This window comes from Mycobacterium persicum (assembly GCF_002086675.1).
Classification (GTDB): Bacteria; Actinomycetota; Actinomycetes; order Mycobacteriales; family Mycobacteriaceae; genus Mycobacterium; species Mycobacterium persicum.
The window spans coordinates 1-21,597 of sequence record NZ_MVIF01000030.1 but is presented as its reverse complement, the minus strand read 5'-3'; the positions used below and the strand labels follow the sequence as shown (position 1 = coordinate 21,597).

Sequence of the window (21,597 nt, the reverse complement as noted above, 5' to 3'; positions counted from 1 at the left end):
TCAGCTCCCGAATCCCGCGTTCCGCAACGCCCGGGCCATCGAGCCGGCCGGCGAGTCGGCCGGCTGACGGCCAAAGTTCTTGCCATGAGCCGAGTTTGGCCGCTCTGGCCGGCTCACCGGCCGGCGTTGCGGGTCGTCGTTGAGGCGTAGGCTCAGTCCGATCCGCCGGCGTTCGACGTCGACATCCATGACCTTTACCCGTACCACCTGTCCGGACCGTACGACGTCGTGTGGGTCGGCAACGAAGCGCTCGGCCATCGCGGAGACATGCACCAGGCCATCCTGATGCACGCCGATGTCAACGAAGGCGCCGAAGGCGGCGACGTTGGTCACCACCCCCTCCAAGATCATCCCCGCCTCGAGATCGGCCATCTTCTGCACGCCGGCGGCGAAGGTGGCCGTGGTGAATGTCGGACGCGGATCGCGTCCTGGTTTCTCCAGCTCGGCGAGGATATCGGTGACAGTGGGGACGCCGAAGCGGTCGTCGGCGAAGTCAGCGGGCCGCAGTGATCTCAAAGCAGCTGCGTCGCCGATGATTTCGGCCAGCGAGACACCCGCTCGATCGAGAATGCGGCGGACGACCGGGTATGCCTCGGGATGAACACCGGACGCGTCCAGCGGGTCGTCGCCGTCGCGAATCCGCAGAAACCCGGCACACTGCTCAAATGCTTTGGACCCCAGGCGAGGAACGTCCAGCAAAGCCTGGCGACTGGTGAACGGACCTGTCGTGTCACGATGCGCGACGATCGCTTCGGCCAACGATTCCGTTATCCCGGAGACCCGCGCCAGCAGTGGGACCGATGCCGTGTTGAGGTCAACGCCCACCGCGTTCACCGCGTCCTCGACCACAGCGTCGAGGCTGCGGGCCAACACCGCCGGGGTCACGTCATGCTGATACTGCCCCACCCCGATCGACTTCGGGTCGATTTTCACCAACTCGGCCAGCGGATCCTGTAGCCGCCGCGCTATCGACACCGCTCCGCGCAGCGTCACATCGAGCTCGGGCAGCTCGTGCGCAGCGTAGGCCGAGGCCGAATACACCGATGCGCCGGCCTCGCTGACCATCGCCTTGGTGGGTGCGGGGGCCCCGGCGGCCCGGATGTCGTTGATGAGTTCGGCTGCCAGCGTGTCGGTCTCGCGCGACGCGGTGCCGTTGCCGACGGCGATCAACTCGACGCCGTGACGCGCCACCAGCGCGGCCAACGTCGCCTTGGCCAAATCCCATTGCCGTTGCGGCTGATGCGGGTAGATCGCACAAGTGTCCACCACCTTGCCCGTCGGGTCGACCACGGCAACTTTGACACCCGTCCGGAAGCCGGGATCCAGGCCGAGGGTCGTGCGCGCCCCGGCCGGGGCGGCGAGCAGCAGGTGAGTCAAGTTCTTGGCGAACACCGTGACGGCCTGTTCTTCCGCGCGTTGCCGCAGTCGGATCCGGGCGTCCACGGCCGCCGACGACATCAGCCTGGTGCGCCAGGCGAATCTCACCGTCGCGGCCAGCCACGGCGTCGCGGCCGTCTGCGCCGACAGGTCCACGCCAAGGCGAGCGGCAACCATCGCTTCGTAACCGTCGTCCGCGCCGCCGTCGAAGGTCAGGGCAAGGATCTTTTCCTTCTCGCCGCGCAGCAGGGCCAGCACCCGGTGTGACGGCATCGTCTGCAGTGACTCGGAGAACCCGAAGTAGTCACGAAAGTTCTGTGCGGCAGCAGTTTTGGCGACCTCTTCCGACCAAGGCGCGCTACCCAGCGAGCCTTGGGCCCAGAACTTCTCCCGGATGGCGCCGATCAGCTCGGCGTCCTCGGCGGCTCGCTCGACGATGATGTGCCGGGCGCCATCCAGCGCGGCAGCGACATCGGCGACATCGGCGCACACGAAGGCCGCGGCCGCGGCCTCGGGAACCAGGGCCGGGTCGGACAGTAATCGATCGGCCAGCGGCTCGAGCCCTGCCTGGCGGGCGATCTGCGCCTTGGTCCGACGCTTCGGTTTGTAGGGCAGGTAGATGTCTTCGACCCGCGATTTGGTGTCGGCGCGCAGCAGCGCAGCCCTCAGCTCGTCAGTCAGCTTTCCCTGTTCCCGGATAGACGCCAGCACCGCTGCCCGGCGTTGGTCGAGCTCCCGTAGGTACAACAAACGCTCGGCCAGGGTTCGCAGCTGCCCGTCGTCGAGACCGCCGGTAGCCTCCTTGCGGTACCGGGCGATGAACGGGACCGTGGCGCCACCGTCGAGCAACCCGACCGCCGCGGCCACGTGGGCCTCCTCGACGGCGAGTTCCTCAGCGAGCCGGGTGGTTACGGATTTGATTGCGGTGCTTGGATTCACGCGCAGGAACCCTACCGAATGGTCCCGACACCGCTCGGGCAACCGGGCACGGCGCGTCGCAGACGTGCCCTCCCCGCTGGCCCCTCATGACGACCGTGGCCGGCCCGGCCTGGTCGAGGCACGTGCGGGCGCGGCGCTGTACATGGCAGCCCACACCGAACGCTCCAGGAAGCTGTCGGCGATGAACAGCATCTCGTCGCCGGCGCGGAGCACGTCTTCGGGCTGCGGAACTTTGACCGCGTCGCCGCGCAGCACGGTGACCAACGCGGTATTTGCCGGTAGGTCAAGCTCGCACACCCGTCGTCCCACCAGCGGATTGTCTTCGGGTAGTGTGAGTTTCGTCAAAGCCGCCCGGCCCTCGCGCAACACCATCATGCGCACCAGGTGACCGACGTCGATGGCGCCCTCGACACCGGCGATCATGGCGCCCGGTGTCGAGACCGCCACATCGATACCCCAGGCGCGGCCGAACAGCCACTCGTTGCGCAGGTCGTTGATCCGCGCCACCACCCGGGGCACCCCGAACTCGGTCTTGGCCAGCAGGCCCACCACCAGATTGGCCTTGTCGTCTCCGGTGGCGGCGATCAGCACGTCGCAGGTCTGCACCCCCGCTTCATGCATCGTCGACAGTTCGCAGGCGTCGGCATGCAACCAATCCGCGGCAGCAACCGTATGTGGTTCAAAGTTGTTCCGTTGCCGTTCGATCAACAAGACCTTGTGACCGCGATCCAGCAATTCCTGCGCGACCGAACGGCCGACCTTGCCCGCGCCGGCAATCGCGATGCGCATTTTTCCCGTCGCCACCCAGTCATCTTGTCTCATCGGCTGCCAGGGTCCGCAGTGTGCGGCCAACAGCGGGCCGCGCCTTACTGATTTACTGGCAGCACGCCGCCTCGCGCGCCGAGCTACCGCCGCCGAGATCACATCTGGACGGAAACCAAATGAGCTTGCAGCAGCTGTATCTGGCTTTGTTGATCGGTGGCCTCGTGCTGCTGGCAAGCATCGTGGGCACCCGGTTGGCGACTCGGGTGGGATTTCCCAGCATGCTGCTCTTCCTGCTGGTCGGCGTCGCCGTCGGGGAGGACGGGCTGGGGCTGAGGTTCGACGATGTCCAGCTGGCCAGAAACGTGGGCACCGCGGCGCTGGCCCTGATTCTCGTCGAAGGCGGATTGACCACCCGATTCACCGACATCCGCACGGTGCTGGGACCCGCGGCGACATTGGCCACCGTCGGCGTCCTGGTCAGCATGGCGGTTACGGCCGTTGGCGCGCACCTGCTGCTGCGCGTCGACTGGCAGGTGGCCCTGTTGCTCGGAGCCATCGTCTCCTCCACCGACGCCGCAGCGGTGTTCTCGGTCCTGCGGGTGCTGCCGCTGCCGCGGCGCGTCGCCGGACTGCTCGAGGCCGAATCCGGGTTCAACGATGCTCCCGCGGTGATCCTGGTGCTGATGTTCAGTGCGGTGCCCTTCGCCGTCGAGCCCGGGACGGCGATCGCCGATCTGCTGTTCGAGCTCCTCGCCGGCTCCGCGGTGGGCGTGACGATCGGCTACCTGGGCGCCTTCGCGCTGCGACGTATCGCGCTGCCCGCCTCCGGCCTGTACCCGATCGCGACCTTCGGATTGGGTCTGGTCGCGTTCGCGGCCGCCGGCGCCAGCCACGCCAGCGGATTCATCGCCGCCTATCTGGCCGCGGTGGTGTTGGCCAACTCGGGCCTGCCGCACCGGTCGGCGACCCGGTCGTTCGCCGAGGGCGTCGGCTGGCTGGCGCAGATTGGGCTGTTCGTGTTGCTCGGACTGCTGGTGGACCCTGGCGACGTGGCCCACGACGTGGTGGCCGCGATCGTCGTCGGACTGCTGTTGCTGCTGATCGCCCGGCCGCTGTCGGTGGTGGCGTCGCTGGCGGCGTTCCGGATCCCGTGGCAGGACCAGGTCTTCCTGTCGTGGGCAGGTCTGCGGGGGGCGGTGCCGATCGTGCTGGCCACCTTTCCGGTCGTCGCGGGCGTCGCGGACAGTTATCGGCTGCTCAACATCGTCTTCATGCTGGTCGTGGTGTTCACCCTGGTGCAGGGCCCGAGCCTGCGCCCGATCGCGCATCGGCTGGGACTGATTGCCCGCGAGGACACCCGCGAGATCCAGGTGGAAGCGGCGCCGCTGGACGTGCTCGACGCGGAGCTGCTGACCATGACGGTGCAGCCGCCGTCGCGCCTGCACAACGTCACCGTCCTGGAGCTGCGGCTGCCCGACCCGGCCGTGATCACCCTGATCATCCGCAACGGCCACACCTTCGTCCCGCTGCCCGACACACGGATCGAACGCGGCGACGAACTACTTATCGTCACCACCTCCAACACACGGGCGGCGGCCGAGGCGAGACTTCGCGCGGTGAGCCGGCGGGGCAAACTGGCCTACTGGTTCGACGAGTACGGCGAACCCGACTGACGCCCGGCCGGCATCGGCCGCGACACCAACCCGGAGCTCGTCCGCGCCGCCAGCAACGCCGCCAGGAAGCATCCCAGCGCTGTCCACCCCTCGACATCGCCGAGGCCGTTCTTGGCCAGCGCGACGAGCGCGACACCCGCCGCACATACCAGCGCGCCGGCGGCGACCGACCGGGCGCCGCCGGTGCCCTGAACCGGCCCGTCCCACCACGGCAGCCGCCGGTGCTCGAGCGGTGCGAGCAGCCGCAACACCCCGGCCATGACGATGGTGAAGACAATCGCGCGCAGTGCCAGCCGAGCCCAGAACCCGGGCGCGTGCACGTCGTATGCGTCGAGGCCCATGGCATGCAAGTAAACGGCCGCAACCGCGATCGACGGGATGTGCCAAAGGTAGAGCGTCATCGCGCCACCGTTACCCAGCGCCACCACCTGCCAGACACGCCGTCGCGCGGCCCATCGCCGGATGGCTCCCGCCGCGGCGACGAACACGCACGACATCCACGTGCAGTGCAGCGCAAGCAGCAACGTCGGCGGCGACACGTTGGAGATCCGTTCGGCACCGGTCACCACCAGCGAGACGTCGTAGGCGCCGGCGAGGGCGAGCTCGAATTGTGCGGTGAACGCGAAGCCGGCTGCCACGAGCGCGGCCCGCGGGCCGATCAGCCGCCGCGCATAGCCGACACCGATGACCACCGGGATCAGCCACACGATCACGAAGTTCGCCACGCCCGATTCGGGAGTGCCGGCAGCGAACCGTATCTGGTCGACCGCGGTTGCTGCCGCCAGCAGCGACGCGATCACGACCGCAGGTTGGCGATCCGGACGCCGTGGGAATCGATGGTGGCAAGCAGCAGGGCGCAGTGCCCGAACATCACGACGACGAGCGCGGCAAGCCGCGCCGCATCGACGGCGCGGTCGCGGTCAGTGGGTGTGTGGTGCGCGGTGGCGGCGGCATCGAATTGGGTCGCGGGCATGCGACCAGCATGCGGAACCGCACGCCCGCCGCGGATGAGTAGGACTGCCCCCGAAACCCCTACTTCTGCAAGGTGTACTGGTTGACGTCGATGTAGCCGTCGCGGAAGAGCTTGGCACAGCCGGTCAGGTACTTCAGGTAGCGCTGGTAGACCTCTTCGGACTGGATCGCGACGGCCTCGTCGTGGTGTGCCTCCAGGGCCTGCGCCCACAGGTCCAGGGTCCGCGCGTAGTGCAGTTGCAGCGACTGGCGCCGCGTCAGGGCAAAGCCTGCCGCAGTGGACTGCTCTGCCACCATCTCGATCGTCGGCGGATGGCCGCCGGGGAAGATCTCGGTCTGGATGAACTTCAGGAAGCGGGCCAACCACAAGGTGAGCGGCAAGCCGGCGTCGACCATTTGCTGCATGGTCAGTCCGGTGATGGTATGCAGCAGCATCACGCCGTCGGCGGGCAGGATCCGATAGGCCCGGGCGAAGAAGTCCGCGTGACGGTCGTGGCCGAAGTGCTCGAAGGCGCCGATGGACACGATCCGGTCGACGGGCTCGTCGAACTGTTCCCAGCCCGCCAGCAGCACCCGCCTGCTGCGGGGGGTGTCGAGTTCGTCGAAGGTCTTCTGGACGTGGGCGGCCTGGTTCTTCGACAAGGTCAGCCCGATGACGTTGACGTCGTACTTCTCGATGGCCCGGCGCATGGTGGCACCCCAACCGCAGCCGACGTCGAGCAGCGTCATGCCGGGCTGCAGGCCCAGCTTGCCCAGCGACAGGTCGATCTTGGCGATCTGGGCCTGCTCCAGCGTCAGGTCGTCGCGCTCGAAGTAGGCGCAGCTGTAGGTCTGGGTCGGGTCCAGAAATAACCGGAAGAAGTCGTCGGACAAGTCGTAGTGCGCCTGCACGTCGTCGAAATGCGGCGTCAGTTGTCCAGCCATTGAGTTTGTTACGCCTTTCCGGCCCGGAGACCACGTTTATGGTGCCCCCCGAATGTGCACCGACAATCTCCCCCAAGGCGTGCCCGGAAATGCTAGCCGATTCGGCGTCGCGTCGCTAAATCCAAGCGGCCCACGTCATCCGATCAGCCTGGTCAGCCAGCTCGAATTCTGCAGATCCACGGCCTTGGTGCCGTCCCACACGAAGGGGGTCCCATTGGCGTTGAACGTAGCCAGGGTCTCGCTGGCCGCGGCGGCCTTCGATTGGGCGGTGCCGAGGTCAGATCCGGCCTTGATGCAGCTGACCACGGTGGCGTTGGCGCCGACGGTCTGAGCCAGATGGGCCAGCTCGGCGTCGGTGCGATCGGATGCGGCGCCCTCCTGGGGTTGGAAGTCACTGCCGAACAAGGCCGAATAGAAGTTGGTGTACGTCTTCGGATCGTTTTGGCCGGCAACACAATACGAGGCCGCCACCGCCCGCGTCGAGTAATTCTTGGTGTGCGATTGGTCGTCGAGAAAGTTGAGCAGGTGATAGCGCACCGCAAGCTTCTTGTCGGCCACTCCAGCGTCGATGTCGCTCGCATACGACCTGATGAAAGCGCCGCACGGCGGACAGATGGGTTCGTTGAAAATGTCGATCGTTTTCACCGCGGCGGAGCTGCCGACAAATACCCCGTCATTGAGCACTCGGAGTTCCACCGCGTCGGCCGGCGGCGGTGGCGACGTAGGCGTCGGCCGCGGTGTCGACGACCGCCACGGCTGCGCGACAACGATGCCCAGTCCTGCCGCGACGGCTACCACGACGGCCACCGCAACGCCCACCCACAACCAGGGCTTTCCGCCGCCACCAGAGGGCTGGACCGGCGGTTGACCCCACGGTGGCGCACCGGCGGTCCCGGGATACCCGGTGCCCCATCCGGTGGCGCCGGTCCACGGTGTCGGCTGCGGCACACCCGTCGGGACCGGCGACCCGGGCGGCAGCGGCGCCGGCGGGGACCACCCGGTGGGCTGTGCCGCGGGAGTCGACGGCGCAGGCATCGGGGGTGCGAAACCCGCGGCAGGCTGGCCGACGGCCGCGGCCGGCAGTTGCGCTACCTGGCTGCGCTGCAAGATGTCGGTGGCCCGGTCCTGGTCGGGGGTGGCCAGGGCCGCGTAGGCGGCCGCGGACAGGTCGCCGCAGGTGGCGTATCGGTCGGCCGGATCCTTGGCCATGCCGCGGGCGATCACCTGGTCGAAGGCGGCCGGAATGCCGGGCCGTGCAGCGCTGGGCCTCGGGATGGCCTGACTCAGGTGTGCGCCCATGACGCTGAGCTGGTCGCCTCGATACGGTGGTGAGCCGGTCAAGCACTCGTACAGCACGCAGGCCAACGCGTAGATGTCGGCCCGATAGGTGACCTCGGTATTGGCGAACCGTTCCGGCGCCATGTAGTAGAGGGTGCCGACCGTGCTGCCCAGCTGCGTCAGCTTTTCGTCGGAGGTGGCGCTGGCGATCCCGAAATCGACGAGGTAGGCGAAGTCGTCGCCACTGACCAAGATGTTTTCCGGCTTCACGTCGCGATGTGTCACCCCGGCAGCGTGCGCGGCGTCGAGCGCTGAGCCAATCTGGCGCACCACCGCCACGGCCCGCGGCGGGGTCAGCGGACCGTAGCGCTTCAATATGGCGGCCAGGTCCTTGCCGTCGATCAGGCGCATGTCCACGTAGAGCTGACCGTCGATTTCGCCGTAATCGTGAATCGGCACCACATGCGGTTCGTGTAGCCGCCCGGCGGTGCGGGCTTCGCGCTGCATGCGGGTGCGGAATACCGGATCGCTGGACAGCGTCGGCGACATGAGCTTCAGCGCCACGACGCGCTCGCGCACGGTGTCTTCGGCCTCATAGACGTCGCCCATGGCGCCGCGACCGACCAGCCGCCGCAGCCGATACTGACCGAACTGCGAACCCTCCCGCGAATCCGCGGTCGTATCACCCATCGCCGACTCCTCACCCGCCTTCCGCGTGCACGACTGAAAGCGCCTGGACGCGGTGACGTGCAGGCATAAGGCTAATCGGTTCGCCTGCCGGGAGGCGCGGTGGACAACGAGAATGCCGCCGCGACAGCGGGTCCTATCCGGTATCGACCCGCAGGTCGGACAGCTGCATCGACACCAGGGTCGGAGCGGGCAGCGGGCGATTGCCGGGGCCGATCGGGTAGACCCGCCGGCGCGTCTGGAAAACCAGCCCGCCGGCGTGAACCGGCTCGGTGCAGTAGTGCGCGGCCCGTGCCCAGTGGCCGACCACCTCGGCGACGTAGTCATGTCGACGCAACCGACCGCTGGCATCGAAATAGAAACTCTGCCGCGGCGAGTGGGTATGGATGTGCGCCGGGAACGTCGCGTTGAGCCGCCGCCAGGTCTCGCCGCCCTCGTGCCATGTCCCTGCCTCGTCGACTTCGACGTCGTCGCGCGTCAACAGGTAGGGCGTGGTCAGGTAATTCCACATGGCATAGCCGGCGAAGTAGACCGAATCCAGCGGATCCCACCGGAAGTTCCGCCGTAGGCCCGAGCGCCCGAAAAACGCCGGCCGCGGGTTCGCCCGCGAGCTGAGGACGTGGCCGTCGTGACTCTCGATCCGCACTATCCCGTTTTCGAAGACCCCGCGCTGCTCGTCAACCGGGAACGGGTCAATGACCGTGCGGGGTTCGTGGACGTCGACGGTGATGCGGTAGTCGGCAAACCGGTTGCCCGGGACGCGGGTACGGACCAGCAGCCCGCCGCTGCGTACCCGCGCATGGATTCTGACGGCGGATCGCCATGCCTGCAGCCCGCCGTGGGCTTCCAGCGCCTCATCCAGCAGGGTGCTCGTCATTGTCACGTCCTCGGCGGCGATCGGTGCTCATCGGAGTAATCGAACACCATCGTCAGCGTGCGCACGGATCTGCTGCGCGAATTGGTTGAGAGTTATCGTTGCGCAGTCGGATGGACGGCAACGTTATCGGCGACAGCCCCCGAATGCCGGTACCCCTGAAGGCAGCGACCGCGACTCGCTTCCGCGAGGAAATCCGGGTCCGCACGCGATCATGGTGGCCGGAACGGCCGCCGTCGCGTGTGACAGGCCGACACCTCGGGCTGGACAGTTCACCGATGCGCAGCGTCCCGAAAGCGATAAGTACGCTGTGTTACGGCAATCCGGCAATCCCGTTGAGGCCCGACAACAGCCCGGACGCACCGCCGGCCCCGCCGCTACCTGCGGTCGGGCCGGTTCCGCCGTTGCCACCATTGCCGCCGGTGCCGACCAGCACGGCGTTGCCGCCTACCCCGCCCGGCACCCCCGGTCGATCCGGCGAAAACGCCCGGTGCCACCGGCTCCGCCGATCCCGAACAGAAACCCGGCTTGCCCGCCGCTTCCGCCGGCGCCGGATTTGCCGCCTGAGCTGGCCCCACCGACCCCGCCGATCCCGCCGTTGCCGAGCAGGGAGGCGTTGCCGCCGTTCCCACCGGCCGCGCCCTTACCGGTAACCATTCCACCGTTCCCGCCGGCTCCGCCGCTGGAGAAGAGGAGGCCAGCGTTGCCGCCATTGCCGCCGGCACCGCTGGTCGCGGCGGTGATCCCGCCGCCGGGCCCGCCATCGCCGCCCGCACCGCCGCTGCCGAACAACAGGCCGGCGTTGCCCCCGGGCGCCGTCTTGCCCGGTTCGCGAAACCCCGTTGGCGCCGTTGCCGATCAGCGGGCGCCCGGTCAGCGCCTGGACGGGGCCGTTGATCGCGTTCAGCAGGTCTTGTTGCACGCTTTGCAGCGGATTGGACAACGAAGCGGCGCTGGCTGCCTCGGCAACGGCATAGGACCCGGCGCCAGAAACGCGCCCACCTGCTCGCTGAGGGCTTGATACGCCTGGCCGTGCGCCGAAAACAGTACGGTGACAGCCGCCGAAACCTCATCCTCGGCGGCGGCCAGCAATGTCGTCGTCGGTGTCGCGGCGGCGGCGTTAGCGGTGCTGAGCGTCGAACCGAGTGCCGCTAAATCCCTTGCCGCATCGGCTACTACGTCCGGCAACGCGATCAGAAAAGACATCTGATTGCTCCCAACAACTCAACCGGGCCAGCGGGTGTTTGATCACGTCGACGTGGTGCATCACATCGCGCGACCCGCCACCGTGTCTTTCGCCAGGTTGACCCCGATGCGGTGCGTTGCCAGCCGGCAACCCGAGTGCGCACACGTGTCGACGACAATCGGTTGGCGTTGCCACACCTGGGACCGGTCCTCGGTGCCGAAGAAAGGTCACGCTATCAGGCGTTCTCACGATTGTTGGGAGTTAAGGCATTTGCGGACCGCCGCGCGAACGAACCAGCGCGGCCCCGCCGTTGGGGTAAGAGTTAGACGGCAGACCCGCGGTACTGCTCGACGCGTGCGGCCATCTTCTCGTCCAGCTGCAGCACCGGGTTCCACGCTGTGGTGCGCAGCCGCCCATCGGACTGGTCAATGCCGATTACTCTTAGTGACGTTTTTGTTGAACAGGGGCTCCACTCGCCGGCTGGCCCCCCGTGACATCCTCCGCGCCGCCGTGGCTTTCTGCGTCGGCCACCGTCAGCGGCAACGCCAGTTCTTCCAGCGGGCGCCGCTCGGCCGCCACCCCGAGCCACAGTTCGACCAGGCCGGCGGCGGCCATCACCACGGCACCGATGAGGAACGACCAGAACACGTGGCTGCGCTGGCCGGAATTGATGAGCTGCCCGAACAACAGCGGGCCGCTGATGCCGCCGATCGCGGTGCCGACCGCGTAGAAAAATGCGATCGCCAACGCGCGTGTCTCCATCGGGAAGATCTCGCTGACGGTCAGGTAAGCGGCGCTCGCACCCGCCGAGGCCAGGAAGAATGCCACCGCCAGCACGCTGATGAATGTCCAGACACCTCCGGTTCGAGTCACGAACAGCGCCGCGAGCACCACGGCCACCACCGCCGACCCGATGTAAGAGAAGGTGATCATGGGTTTGCGGCCGACGGTGTCGAACAGCCGACCGAGCAGCAGCGGGCCGACGAAATTACTGAGTGCCCACACGATGAAGAACACCGGCACGTGTCCCGACTCGACCCCGTAGAAACCACTCAACAGCGTGCCCAGGTTGAACGTCACACCGTTGTAGAGGAATGCCTGCCCGATGAACAGCGCCAGGCCGAGGACCGCGCGGCGCGGATAGAGCGTGAACGCCACCCGGGCAATCTCCCAGAACGAAATCGTATGGCGTTGACGTACTTTGAGTGGTTTTCCGGGCGGCTCGGGCAACGGTTGACCGGTATCCCGCTCCACTTCCCCCTCGATTTCCCCGACGATCCGCTCGGCTTCGTGCTCGCGCCCGTGAATGAACAACCATCGGGGACTCTCCGGAACGTTTCGCCGGACCAGCAGAACGAAGATGCCGAAGATGGCCCCCACACCGAAGGCGAGCCGCCAGCCGACGTTCGCCGGAAAGTGCGAGGTGTCCAACAGGACCAAAGCGCCAGCCGCTCCGGCCGCCGACCCCAGCCAATAGGTCCCGTTGATCACCAAATCCACCCGACCGCGCACCCGCGCCGGGATCAGCTCGTCGATCGCGGAATTGATGGCGGCATACTCGCCGCCGATGCCCGAGCCGGTGAAAAAGCGGGTCAGGAAGAAATACCACGGCGCAAACGCGAAAGCCGTTGCCACGGTCGCGATCAAGTACACCGCGAGGGTCAGCAGAAACAGATTCCGCCGGCCGAACCTGTCGGTCAGGTGACCGAAGAACAACGCCCCCAGGCAGGCCCCGGCGATATAGAACGATGCCGCCAAGCCGATGTCTGCGGCGTTGAGCTCGATACCGCTACTGTGCTCGGTCAGGCGTGACGACACGTTACCGACCATCGTGACTTCGAGACCATCGAGAATCCACACGCCGCCCAGGCCGATGACGACGCGCCAGTGAAACCGCCCCCAGGGCAGTCGGTCCAGGCGTGCCGGCACCTGGGTGGTGATGGTTCCGGTTTGCGCGCTCGCACTCATGGCTGGCTCCGTTCTGGTAGGCGGCGACTGGCCCGCTACCGCGCCTAGAGGATGCCGACGGCGCGCCGGCACCAAACACCGTTCGCGACACTAACCAACCTATCGGCGTGACCCATACTCGGCCATGCCCGAGGCGCCATCCCCAAACCGAGTGGTTAGCTTCAGGAATGCAACGCAAACCCGAGCTTGCCCGTCAACTCTACGATCGCTTCGAACCGGTCCACGCCGTGACGTACTTCGCACCGGAGGCGCGTGCTGCCCTGACAAATCTCGGTTACCGCGGATTTTGGATGGGTTACTTCGCTGCTCGGTCGGCCCCGCTGGGCCAGGTGCCACCCGAAGTCGTGGCCGCGGTGTTCTACAACTTCGACCTGGGGCGGGTGGCCAAGGCGCTACCGACGGCGTGGGAAATCGCGGGGCCGCACCTTGCATTGCAAGCGCGCGCCGAGTCGGCGGTGGCGGCGCTGCGACGGTACGGACTCACCGACGACGAAAACGTGCGCACCGCAGCCCGATTAGCGGGTAGCGCTGCGCGGCGGGCGCGGGTCGACGGCCGGCCGCTATTCGCCGCCAACCGCGCCTTGCCCTGGCCCGAGGATCCGGTGGCCGCGCTCTGGCATGCGACAACGTTGCTACGCGAGCATCGCGGCGACGGTCATGTAGCCGTGCTGCTCGCCGCCGGTATCTCCGGACGAGAGGCCAACGTGTTGCACAGCGCCGCCGACGCGGTGCCCCGCGACTACATCATGCAGACCCGCCACTACGACGACGCCGAGTGGCGCGCATGCCAGCAGAGCCTGATCGACCGCGGCCTGCTCGACGAGGATGGTCGCATGACGCCCGCCGGACGCGATGTGAAGAACCACATCGAGGCCACCACCGACGCGCTGGGGTTGCACGCGTACGACACGTTGGACGACGGCGAGCTCGAGGCATTACTGCAGGCGCTGACCCCGATCGCGCGGACGGTGATCGACGGCGGTGACATGCCGGCCGTCACGCCGATGAGACTGCGACGGGATTTCTAAAAGGCCCGATACTCGCACCCACCACCCGGCTGAAAACTAGGGAATACGAACATGAGCGATGTCATTCGATCTTCGGCCCACGCGTCGACGACAGCCTCCGCGGAGGCGGCGGCATCCACCTGCGCCGAGGACGTCCGCACCGGAATGAGTTCGGAGGCTCTTCGCCAGGCCATCGAAGACCACCTGCGCTACTCACTGGGCCGCCCCGCCACCCTGTTGCAGCCGAAGCATTACTACCGCGCCTTGGCGCTGGCCGTGCGCGACCGGATGCAGCAGCGGTGGATCGAGACCACCCAGACCTATCTGGACCTTTCCCGCAAGGTGGCGTGTTATCTGTCGGCGGAGTTCCTGCTCGGCCCGCACCTGGGCAACAACCTGCTCAACCTGCAACTTGAGGACCAGGCCCGCACCGCGTTGGCCGCGCTGGGCCAAGACCTCGACGAAGTGCTGGCCTGCGAGGAGGAGCCGGGCCTGGGCAACGGCGGACTGGGCCGGCTGGCGGCCTGCTACCTGGACTCACTGGCCGCCCTGGAGCGTCCGGCCATCGGTTATGGCATCCGCTATGAGTTCGGCATTTTCGACCAGGAAATCCACGACGGCTGGCAGGTGGAGAAAACCGACAACTGGCTGGCCGACGGCAATCCGTGGGAGATCGCCAAGCCCGAACTGAGCTACCAGGTCGGCTGGGGCGGCCGCACCGAGTCCTACACCGACGAGCGGGGCAGGTACCGGGTGCGCTGGATCCCGCAGCGCGCGGCCAAGGGCGTCTACTACGGCACGCCCATCCAGGGTTACGGCGTCAACACCTGCAACACCCTGACCCTGTGGAGCGCCCGCGCCATCCAGTCGCTGGCCCTGGACGCATTCAACGCCGGCGACTACTACCGGGCCGTGGATGACCAGGTGGTGTCCGAAACCCTCACCAAGGTGCTCTACCCCAATGATCAGCCGGAAGTCGGTAAGCAACTGCGGCTGGCCCAGCAGTATTTCTTCGTGTCCTGCTCGCTGCAGGACATGCTGCACCTACTCGAGGACTTCGCCGGTCTGCCCGTCAGGGAACTCTCGAACCGGGTCGCGATACAACTCAACGACACCCACCCCTCGATCGCCGTCGCCGAGCTGATGCGGCTGCTCGTCGACGAGCGCGACCTCGACTGGGACGAGGCATGGCAGATCACCGTGGCCTCGCTGGGCTACACCAACCACACCCTGCTTCCCGAAGCGCTCGAAACCTGGCCGCTGTCAATGTTTCAGCGGTTCTTGCCGCGGCACCTGGAGATCATCTACGAGATCAACCGCCGCTTCCTCGACCAGGTGCGGGCGCGGTTCCCCGGTGACGAGGACCGCGTCCGGCGGATGTCGCTGATCGACGAGGACGGCGACCGGCGAATTCGGATGGCGCACCTGGCCACCGTCGGCAGCCATGCCGTCAACGGTGTCGCGGCATTGCACTCCGAGCTACTGAAAACCACTGTTCTCAAAGACTTCTACGAGATGTGGCCGGAGCGCTTCAGCAACAAAACCAATGGGGCGACACCGCGCCGGTTCGTCGCCCTGGCCAATCCCGGTCTGCGCAGACTGCTCGATCAGCGGCTCGGAGAGGGGTGGTTGCGGGACTTGGACCGGTTGCGTGCGCTGGCGCCCTTGGCGGGTGATCCCGCACTGCAGCAACAGTGGCGGGCCGTCAAGCGGGAGAACAAGACGCGGCTGTCGGACTATGTACGAGCCAACACCGGTATCGCGCTGGATCCGGACTGGCTTTTCGATATCCAGGTCAAGCGCATTCACGAATACAAGCGCCAGCATCTCAACCTGCTGCACATCATCACCGCCTACCACCGGCTCAAGCAGCGACCGGATCTCGAAATGGCGCCGCGCGCATACATTTTCGGCGGCAAGGCGGCGCCCGGTTACACGATGGCAAAACTCATCATCAAACTGGTCAACTCCGTTGCGGAAACGGTGAACGCGGACCCGGACGTCAACGACCGCATGAAGGTGGCGTTCATCCCGAACTTCAACGTGCAAAACGCCCAAGTGATCTATCCGGCAGCAGATCTCTCCGAGCAGATCTCGACGGCCGGCAAGGAAGCATCGGGCACCGGGAATATGAAATTCATGATGAACGGGGCGCTGACCATCGGCACCCTCGACGGCGCCAACGTCGAGATCCGCGAGCAGGTCGGCGCGGAGAACTTCTTCCTCTTCGGGCTGACGGTCCAAGAGGTGCGGCAGGTGCTCGGCCAAGGCTATCGGCCCAGGGACTACATCGCCGAAAGCGACGAGCTCACAGCGGTTCTCGGGCTGATCGCCGACGGCCGGTTCTCGCGCGGCGACACCGAGGTGTTCGCCCCGCTGATCACCAACCTGACCGACCACGATCCGTTTTTGGTCATCGCCGACTACGCCGACTATCTGCGCGCCCAGCAGGAGGTCGACGCCACCTGGCGGAACACCGAAAGCTGGACCCGCAAGTCCATCCTCAACTCCGCGCACAGCGGAAAGTTCTCCTCGGACCGGGCGATCGCCGAGTACTGCGACGACATCTGGAACATCACGCCGGTGCCAATCGGATCTCCGAGCGACTGACCCGGTCGGGACTCGTGCAACAAAAAGATCAAAAGGACTGCCACATGCGTCGCACACGCCACTAGAGTGCTGTGCGTGGGCACCGCCGCGTTAGCCAACGGGCGAGGCCGCTGGTTGGCAATCGCGGCCTCACTCGTCGTCTCTGCCGCCATGATCTACGCCCAAGCCACCGAGCGGCCGTGCTGCGTCCAGACCCCGGCGGCAACCCCCACAAGTACCGCGGCCGTGCCGCCCAGCGCAGCGCCCACCGCCAGTCCGGCGGAGGTGGACATGTTGACGGCGGCCGCACCCGTCGCCGGCCAAGACTTCCAAATGGCGTTACCTGCCGGCGTCGCATCCGAGCAGGGGCTGCAGATCAAGACCATCTGGGCGGCCCGCGCCATCAGCGTGCTCTTTCCCCAGATCAGCACCATCTACGGGTTTCGGCAGGATCCGTTGAAGTGGCATCCCAACGGGTTGGCGATCGACGTGATGATCCCCGGCCATGACTCCCCCGCCGGTATCGAGCTCGGCAACCAGATCGCCGGGTATGCCCTGGCGAACGCCAAACGCTGGGGCGTGCTCCATGTGATCTGGCGGCAGAAGCTCTACCCGGGCATCGGCGCCCCGAGCTGGACGGCGGATTACGGCTCCGAAACGCTCAACCATTACGACCACGTTCATATCGCCACTGACGGCGGCGGATACCCCACCGGGCAGGAAAGCTACTTCATCGGATCCATGCGGCCGATGCCGCCACGGTGATCGGCCAATTGATCAGCTGATCGATCAACATGTCTGGCGCCTCGGTCACGCAGCGTCCTCGGCGGTCGGGTAGCCGACTGCACGGTCCTGGTTGCCGGCCGCCCGGGTGTTTCGCGAGGTGGTATTGAGAGTCCCTGTGCCACTAGTGCTTTCGGGAAGCTGATGGTCCGGTCTGCGGGTGGCCACCGTTTCGTCGAGCACACCCGGCGGGTAGGCTTGGCCCGTCTATGACACGGCAGGACCTGGAACAGCGCGTCACGCGAGCGGCCGAGGCGCTGCTCGCGGAACGGCGATTGGTCAGCGCGATCGATGTGTTGGTCGGCTTGAACTGGCTTGCGCCGTCGCAGCTCGACATCTGGCGGCAGGGTCGGGTGGCAGCCTTGGAGCAACTCATGCAGGTCAAACCGGCCAAGGTCGCGGCGGCGATGGCGGCGTTGCGGCAGTGGGCGCAGAACCGCGGGCTCCAGCCGTCGGAAACCGATTACATTGCCCGCACCCGGGACCGCCGCGAGCTGCGGTTCAGCGTCACCGCCGATGCCGCAACCGAGCGCGCCTACCGTACGCGCTGGGTGTCTCCGTACCTGTCTCAGAACGCGATCAAGCGGCAGAGCCGGCCACCGGATCTCGTGGTGATCTCGCCGCTCAAAGAGTGGACCTGCACGGCCTGCGATGGCACCGGCGACCTGCTGTTCATGGAGGACGACGGGCCCCGCTGCCTGGACTGCGCGGACCTGGGCCATCTCGAGTTCCTGCCGTCTGGTGATGCCGCGCTTACCCGGCGGGCCAAGAAGATCAGCCGGCTTTCGGCGGTGGTGGTGCGGTGGAGTCGTTCACGCAACCGCTACGAACGCCAGGGCATCCTCGCCGAGCCGGAGGCCATTGAACGGGCCGAGCAGGGATGCCTCTCCGACGCCGAGTTGCGGCTGCGCCGCCGGGAGCGCGACAAAGTGCGACGGGCCGGCGAGGATGCGCGGTTTCAGGCGGAATTTGCCGGCGCGATCCGGGAGTTGTTTCCGTATTGTCCTGCGGACCGGGCCGAGTCGATCGCACGCCACGCGGCGGCGCGTGCCAGCGGCCGGATCGGACGAACCGCGGCCGGACGGGCCCTGGATCCGGACGCGATACGACTAGCCGTAGCGGCGTCGGTCCGACACGTCGACACCGATTACGACATGCTGCTGATGTCGGCGGTCGAACGGGAAACCGCGCGGCACCGGGTACATCAGCGTGTCGCGGACGTAATGAACGGCTGGCACGACGGTGGCATGGCGACAACACGGCAGGCTCGGGCTGTGACCGCATCGCTACCGGGTCCCCATTCGCTTCCGCGATGCAAGGCCGAGTCTGGCTAACGATCCTTGATCAGGTTCGCGAGGAAAGCCGGTAACCGGCCGGCGCCAAAGTCATAGAGCCGCGCCCAGCGTGGCTCGATCGAGATGCGCACCATCTGCTGATACGTCGACCGCACGTTGTGTTCGAACTCGGCGAGTTGGGTTTCGTCCATCGACCTCCTCGCCGCCGCGAGGTACTCGTCGGTGACGCCGTCGACGGTTTGCAGTGTGGCGAGGCCACGCACCAACAGGGCCTTCGCCTCTTCTGGGGTGGAGCCGGTGTCGATCGTCAATGCCACGTGCGGACGGCGCGAAAGCGCGCGGGCCTTGGGGGAGGTCGGTGCCGTGGAGACGACGATGCGGTCTCCGGTCCAGTAGAACCCGACCGGGATCACCCGCGGGAAGCCATCGTGTCCGTTGTAGGCGAGCCGGGCCATGGAGCCGGAGAGCAGCTTCTGGGCTTCCGGGTGGCCAAGCTCAGCGGCCAACTCTTGCTCAGTCATCACAACGGCAGTCCTACCCGTTCCGCCCCGGCCCGACACCCGCGGCTGCGGGTTGAGTGGTCGGCAGTTGAGATAAGAAACAGGGCACTCTGGAAACGCATCAGGGTCAAAGGCTCTTTACTGGAGACCGGGCGAAGCCGAACCTCATTGCCTACGAGCGCAAGCTCGGAGCACGTGATCTGGTTCGGCCGGCCGCGATGGTCGATGATTTCCCAGGAAGTCAAAACCGAAACGGAGGAGCTGATCGATCTGACGAGATTTCTGGAGCGCAATCGATGATTCTGCGCAGGTCCCTGCTGAAAGCAGCTAATTTAATACTGGCATTCTTCTTTCTTGTCGCCTCGGCCCCAATGTACACGCAATTCAGACAACCAGTAAATGCCGCACCCGAACGCCCATGGGAAAACAAATACCTCTCTCCTGATGAGCGGGCCGATCTGGTCATCCAGCAGATGACGCTCGACGAAAAAGTGCAATTGCTTCACGGCTTGGGATGGCGGACTCTCCTTGAGGGAACCACGTCAGTGCCTGGCGTGCGTTCTCTTGGGGGCGCGGGTTTTATTCCCGGTATTGAACGCTTGGGGATTCCTGACCTGCAGATGTCCGATGCCGCCGTTGGTGTTGCCCGTGGAGCACCGCGTAGCCGCTATTCCACGGCGCTGCCTTCCGGTGTGGCCGAGGCCTCGAGCTGGGATCCCGAAATCGCCTACGAATACGGCGACCTCATCGGCACCGAGTTACGCGACCAGGGCTTCAACATGTCGTTGGGCGGCGGTGTCAATCTTACCCGCGAACCGCGTAATGGCCGCACTTTCGAATACAAGGGCGAGGATCCGATTCTCGCCGGCACGCTGGTCGGTGAGGAAATTAAAGGTCTGCAGAATCAGCATGTGATCGGCAATATCAAGCACTACGCTGTCAACGATCAGGAAGACGGCCGCCACTTCGCCAACTCCATCATTGGCAAGCGCTCGATGCAGGAGTCAGACTTGCTCGCGTTCCAGATTGGCATCCGTAATTCAGACGTCGGCGCGGTGATGTGCTCCTACAACTTGATCAACGGCACGTATGCCTGCGAGAACGATTATCTACTCCGCGATGTCCTCAAGGATGCCTGGGGATTTAGGGGCTTTGTCGTTTCCGATTGGGGCGGAACGCACAGCACCGTGAACGCGGCCAGAGCCGGCCTTGACATTGAAATGCCGGGCAGCGACTATTTCGGCGAACCACTCAAAAAAGCGGTCCGGCGCGGAGAGATTTCCCAGCACCAGTTGAACTCCATGGTTCACCGTGTACTTCGCACTGAATTCGCCACCGGGGTCATCGATTATCCTGCGCATCCGAAGGTGGTCGACGTCATGCATGGCTTCAAGGTCGCGCAGCGGGTTGAGGAGGCTGGCGCAGTGCTTCTGAAGAATGCGGCGAGCCAACTGCCATTGGACGCGTCCTCGATTAAATCCATCGCGGTCATTGGCGGCCATGCCGACGGTGGTGTCATCTCGGGCGGCGGTTCGGCACAGGTCGATCCCGCCGGAGGCAATCCCGTTATCACGCCCGGCGTCAATAACGGCGATATCATGGCGCTCCCCCCGGAATGGGTCTATCACCGCTCACCACCATTAGACGCTATTATCCAACGAGTCCCGCAGGCAAAAGTTGAATATAATCCCGGGAATGATCCCGCCTCCGCAGCCGCGCTGGCAAAATCCTCCGAAGTCGCGATTGTCTTTGCTGTCCAGCACGAGTCTGAAGGTGCCGATCTCCCCAACCTCTCGCTCCCCAACAATCAGGACGCGCTGATTCAGGCCGTCGTTGCCGCCAATCCGCATACCATCGTGGTGCTTGAGACGGGAGGAGCGGTAACCATGCCCTGGCTGGATCAGGTGAGCGCCGTGCTTGAATCGTGGTATCCGGGCATACGTGGCGGACAGGCGATAGCCGCCATTCTTTTCGGCGATATCAACCCGTCAGGCAAGCTGCCGATCACGTTCCCGAAACGCGAGGCCGATATGCCGCATCCGGACGCGACGAAACCGCCGGCCGAGCCAGCTGCCCCCACCGGCCCCAAGGCCGGCGAAAAAGTCTTCGATGTGCATTATGACGAAGGCCTGAAGGTCGGCTACAAATGGTATGACGCGGAGAATAGGATGCCTCTGTTTCCGTTTGGATTCGGCCTGTCCTACACCACCTTCTCTTACTCGGAACTGAACGTCACCCCCGGAGTCGCGCTTGACGTCACCGTCCGCGTCACGAATACCGGCAAGCGCGCCGGAGAGGAGATAGCCGAAATCTACGCGGGTTTGCCAGAAAGTGCGCAAGAGCCGCCGCGCAGGCTGATCGGCTGGAAAAAGGTGGCACTCGAACCCGGTGAGTCGAAGACCGTCACCGTACATGTGGAACCGCTGTTTCTTTCCAGCTACGACGGTGATCGCAACGCATTCCGGCTCGTTCCCGGAGAATATTCGATATGGGCAGGAAACTCTTCGCGTGACCTGCCTCTGAAAGTAGCCGTAACCCTCCAAGGCAGGTAAATGCACCTCGGGAGTTATCTGCGGTGAACGAATCCGCCTAAGAGGTGACCCGGAGCGGGACCGGAAGCGACGACGAATCACCGGACCGGCCGGAGTCCGGCCGCCTATCTCGCTATCGCCGCTGAACTTTGGCGACCATTTTGTCGGCTAACCCGGATGTTTCGCGGGGTTGACGTGGCGGCCTGATCGGTTCGGATTGCGGTTTTCGATCTTGATTTTCGACGGTGG

Annotated in this window: 16 protein-coding genes and 1 pseudogene; 6 read left to right on the top strand and 11 right to left on the bottom strand. The window is 65.8% G+C overall.

The annotated features are described in order from the left end of the window. Together BST40_RS12025 and BST40_RS12020 are read right to left on the bottom strand one after the other, a co-directional pair. Positions 1–2,316 (bottom strand): Tex family protein, encoded by a 2,316-nt coding sequence (locus BST40_RS12025; RefSeq protein ID WP_075549489.1) that lies wholly within the window; start codon positions 2,314–2,316, stop codon positions 1–3. Positions 2,317–2,400: 84 nt separating this feature from the next. Continuing rightward, positions 2,401–3,105, bottom strand: coding sequence for a potassium channel family protein (locus BST40_RS12020; protein ID WP_075549490.1), 705 nt, complete (start codon positions 3,103–3,105; stop codon positions 2,401–2,403). A 152-nt stretch (positions 3,106–3,257) separates the two neighbouring features. Between BST40_RS12020 and BST40_RS12015 the strand changes: the two genes are divergently transcribed. Continuing rightward, positions 3,258–4,754 carry a potassium/proton antiporter gene (locus BST40_RS12015; protein WP_083154363.1) on the top strand — a complete coding sequence of 499 codons (1,497 nt, stop codon included), beginning with the start codon at positions 3,258–3,260 and terminating at the stop codon, positions 4,752–4,754. On the opposite strand, the pseudogene BST40_RS12010 reads toward BST40_RS12015, so the two are convergent. The 8 genes and pseudogenes from BST40_RS12010 to BST40_RS11985 all read right to left on the bottom strand — a co-directional run bounded on the left by BST40_RS12010 (position 4,721) and on the right by BST40_RS11985 (position 12,643). After that, positions 4,721–5,727: pseudogene (locus tag BST40_RS12010) on the bottom strand (acyltransferase family protein). The gene BST40_RS12015 and the pseudogene BST40_RS12010 sit on opposite strands and share 34 nt — an antisense overlap. A gap of 59 nt (positions 5,728–5,786) precedes the next feature. Beyond that, on the bottom strand, positions 5,787–6,650 hold the full coding sequence (mmaA2, locus tag BST40_RS12005) for a cyclopropane mycolic acid synthase MmaA2 (RefSeq protein ID WP_075549492.1): 864 nt from the start codon (positions 6,648–6,650) through the stop codon (positions 5,787–5,789). 135 nt (positions 6,651–6,785) lie between these two features. Next, the gene (locus tag BST40_RS12000; RefSeq protein ID WP_083154361.1) at positions 6,786–8,618 is read right to left on the bottom strand and encodes a serine/threonine protein kinase PknE; all 1,833 of its coding nucleotides are present in this window, start codon (positions 8,616–8,618) and stop codon (positions 6,786–6,788) included. Positions 8,619–8,751: 133 nt separating this feature from the next. Further along, positions 8,752–9,492, bottom strand: a complete 741-nt coding sequence (locus tag BST40_RS11995; protein ID WP_083154359.1) for a hypothetical protein — start codon at positions 9,490–9,492, stop codon at positions 8,752–8,754. Between the two features lie 310 nt (positions 9,493–9,802). Next, positions 9,803–9,952: a hypothetical protein gene (locus tag BST40_RS33230; protein WP_373420085.1), complete on the bottom strand. Its 150-nt coding sequence runs from the start codon at positions 9,950–9,952 to the stop codon at positions 9,803–9,805. Then, on the bottom strand, positions 9,937–10,281 hold the full coding sequence (locus BST40_RS33225; RefSeq protein WP_075549495.1) for a hypothetical protein: 345 nt from the start codon (positions 10,279–10,281) through the stop codon (positions 9,937–9,939). Before BST40_RS33225 ends, BST40_RS33230 begins: the two co-directional genes overlap by 16 nt. A gap of 111 nt (positions 10,282–10,392) precedes the next feature. After that, positions 10,393–10,695, bottom strand: coding sequence for a PE family protein (locus tag BST40_RS33220; protein WP_075549496.1), 303 nt, complete (start codon positions 10,693–10,695; stop codon positions 10,393–10,395). 421 nt (positions 10,696–11,116) lie between these two features. Next, a complete protein-coding gene (locus BST40_RS11985) occupies positions 11,117–12,643 on the bottom strand; it encodes an MFS transporter (RefSeq protein WP_083154357.1) in 1,527 nt (508 codons plus the stop codon). A 167-nt stretch (positions 12,644–12,810) separates the two neighbouring features. Between BST40_RS11985 and BST40_RS11980 the strand changes: the two genes are divergently transcribed. From BST40_RS11980 to BST40_RS11965, 4 genes are all read left to right on the top strand, one after another. Then, positions 12,811–13,671, top strand: coding sequence for an SCO6745 family protein (locus BST40_RS11980; protein ID WP_075549498.1), 861 nt, complete (start codon positions 12,811–12,813; stop codon positions 13,669–13,671). Positions 13,672–13,815: 144 nt separating this feature from the next. After that, positions 13,816–16,260 carry a glycogen/starch/alpha-glucan phosphorylase gene (locus tag BST40_RS11975; RefSeq protein ID WP_241780354.1) on the top strand — a complete coding sequence of 815 codons (2,445 nt, stop codon included), beginning with the start codon at positions 13,816–13,818 and terminating at the stop codon, positions 16,258–16,260. A gap of 75 nt (positions 16,261–16,335) precedes the next feature. Next, a complete protein-coding gene (locus tag BST40_RS11970) occupies positions 16,336–17,004 on the top strand; it encodes a VldE C-terminal domain-containing protein (RefSeq protein WP_075549574.1) in 669 nt (222 codons plus the stop codon). A 227-nt stretch (positions 17,005–17,231) separates the two neighbouring features. Then, positions 17,232–18,356, top strand: coding sequence for a DUF2293 domain-containing protein (locus BST40_RS11965; protein ID WP_082275658.1), 1,125 nt, complete (start codon positions 17,232–17,234; stop codon positions 18,354–18,356). On the opposite strand, the gene BST40_RS11960 is transcribed toward BST40_RS11965, so the two are convergent. Then, positions 18,353–18,838, bottom strand: coding sequence for a pyridoxamine 5'-phosphate oxidase family protein (locus tag BST40_RS11960; RefSeq protein ID WP_075549500.1), 486 nt, complete (start codon positions 18,836–18,838; stop codon positions 18,353–18,355). The two genes, BST40_RS11965 and BST40_RS11960, sit on opposite strands and share 4 nt — an antisense overlap. A gap of 275 nt (positions 18,839–19,113) precedes the next feature. Here BST40_RS11960 and BST40_RS11955 point away from each other — a divergent pair, with 275 nt between their 5' ends. Next, positions 19,114–21,369 (top strand): glycoside hydrolase family 3 C-terminal domain-containing protein, encoded by a 2,256-nt coding sequence (locus BST40_RS11955; protein WP_075549501.1) that lies wholly within the window; start codon positions 19,114–19,116, stop codon positions 21,367–21,369. Positions 21,370–21,597: the final 228 nt, after the last annotated feature.

Excerpts from the sequence above, each read along its gene's own strand:
- BST40_RS12020 (WP_075549490.1), bottom strand. The coding sequence starts at position 3,105 with ATGCGCATCGCGATTGCCGGCGCGGGCAAGGTCGGCCGTTCGGTCGCG.
- BST40_RS11980 (WP_075549498.1), top strand. The coding sequence starts at position 12,811 with ATGCAACGCAAACCCGAGCTTGCCCGTCAACTCTACGATCGCTTCGAA.
- BST40_RS11995 (WP_083154359.1), bottom strand. The coding sequence starts at position 9,492 with ATGACGAGCACCCTGCTGGATGAGGCGCTGGAAGCCCACGGCGGGCTG.
- BST40_RS12015 (WP_083154363.1), top strand. The coding sequence starts at position 3,258 with ATGAGCTTGCAGCAGCTGTATCTGGCTTTGTTGATCGGTGGCCTCGTG.
- BST40_RS11955 (WP_075549501.1), top strand. The coding sequence starts at position 19,114 with ATGATTCTGCGCAGGTCCCTGCTGAAAGCAGCTAATTTAATACTGGCA.
- BST40_RS11960 (WP_075549500.1), bottom strand. The coding sequence starts at position 18,838 with ATGACTGAGCAAGAGTTGGCCGCTGAGCTTGGCCACCCGGAAGCCCAG.
- mmaA2 (WP_075549492.1), bottom strand. The coding sequence starts at position 6,650 with ATGGCTGGACAACTGACGCCGCATTTCGACGACGTGCAGGCGCACTAC.
- BST40_RS33220 (WP_075549496.1), bottom strand. The coding sequence starts at position 10,695 with ATGTCTTTTCTGATCGCGTTGCCGGACGTAGTAGCCGATGCGGCAAGG.
- BST40_RS11965 (WP_082275658.1), top strand. The coding sequence starts at position 17,232 with ATGACACGGCAGGACCTGGAACAGCGCGTCACGCGAGCGGCCGAGGCG.
- BST40_RS11985 (WP_083154357.1), bottom strand. The coding sequence starts at position 12,643 with ATGAGTGCGAGCGCGCAAACCGGAACCATCACCACCCAGGTGCCGGCA.
- BST40_RS11975 (WP_241780354.1), top strand. The coding sequence starts at position 13,816 with ATGAGTTCGGAGGCTCTTCGCCAGGCCATCGAAGACCACCTGCGCTAC.
- BST40_RS12000 (WP_083154361.1), bottom strand. The coding sequence starts at position 8,618 with ATGGGTGATACGACCGCGGATTCGCGGGAGGGTTCGCAGTTCGGTCAG.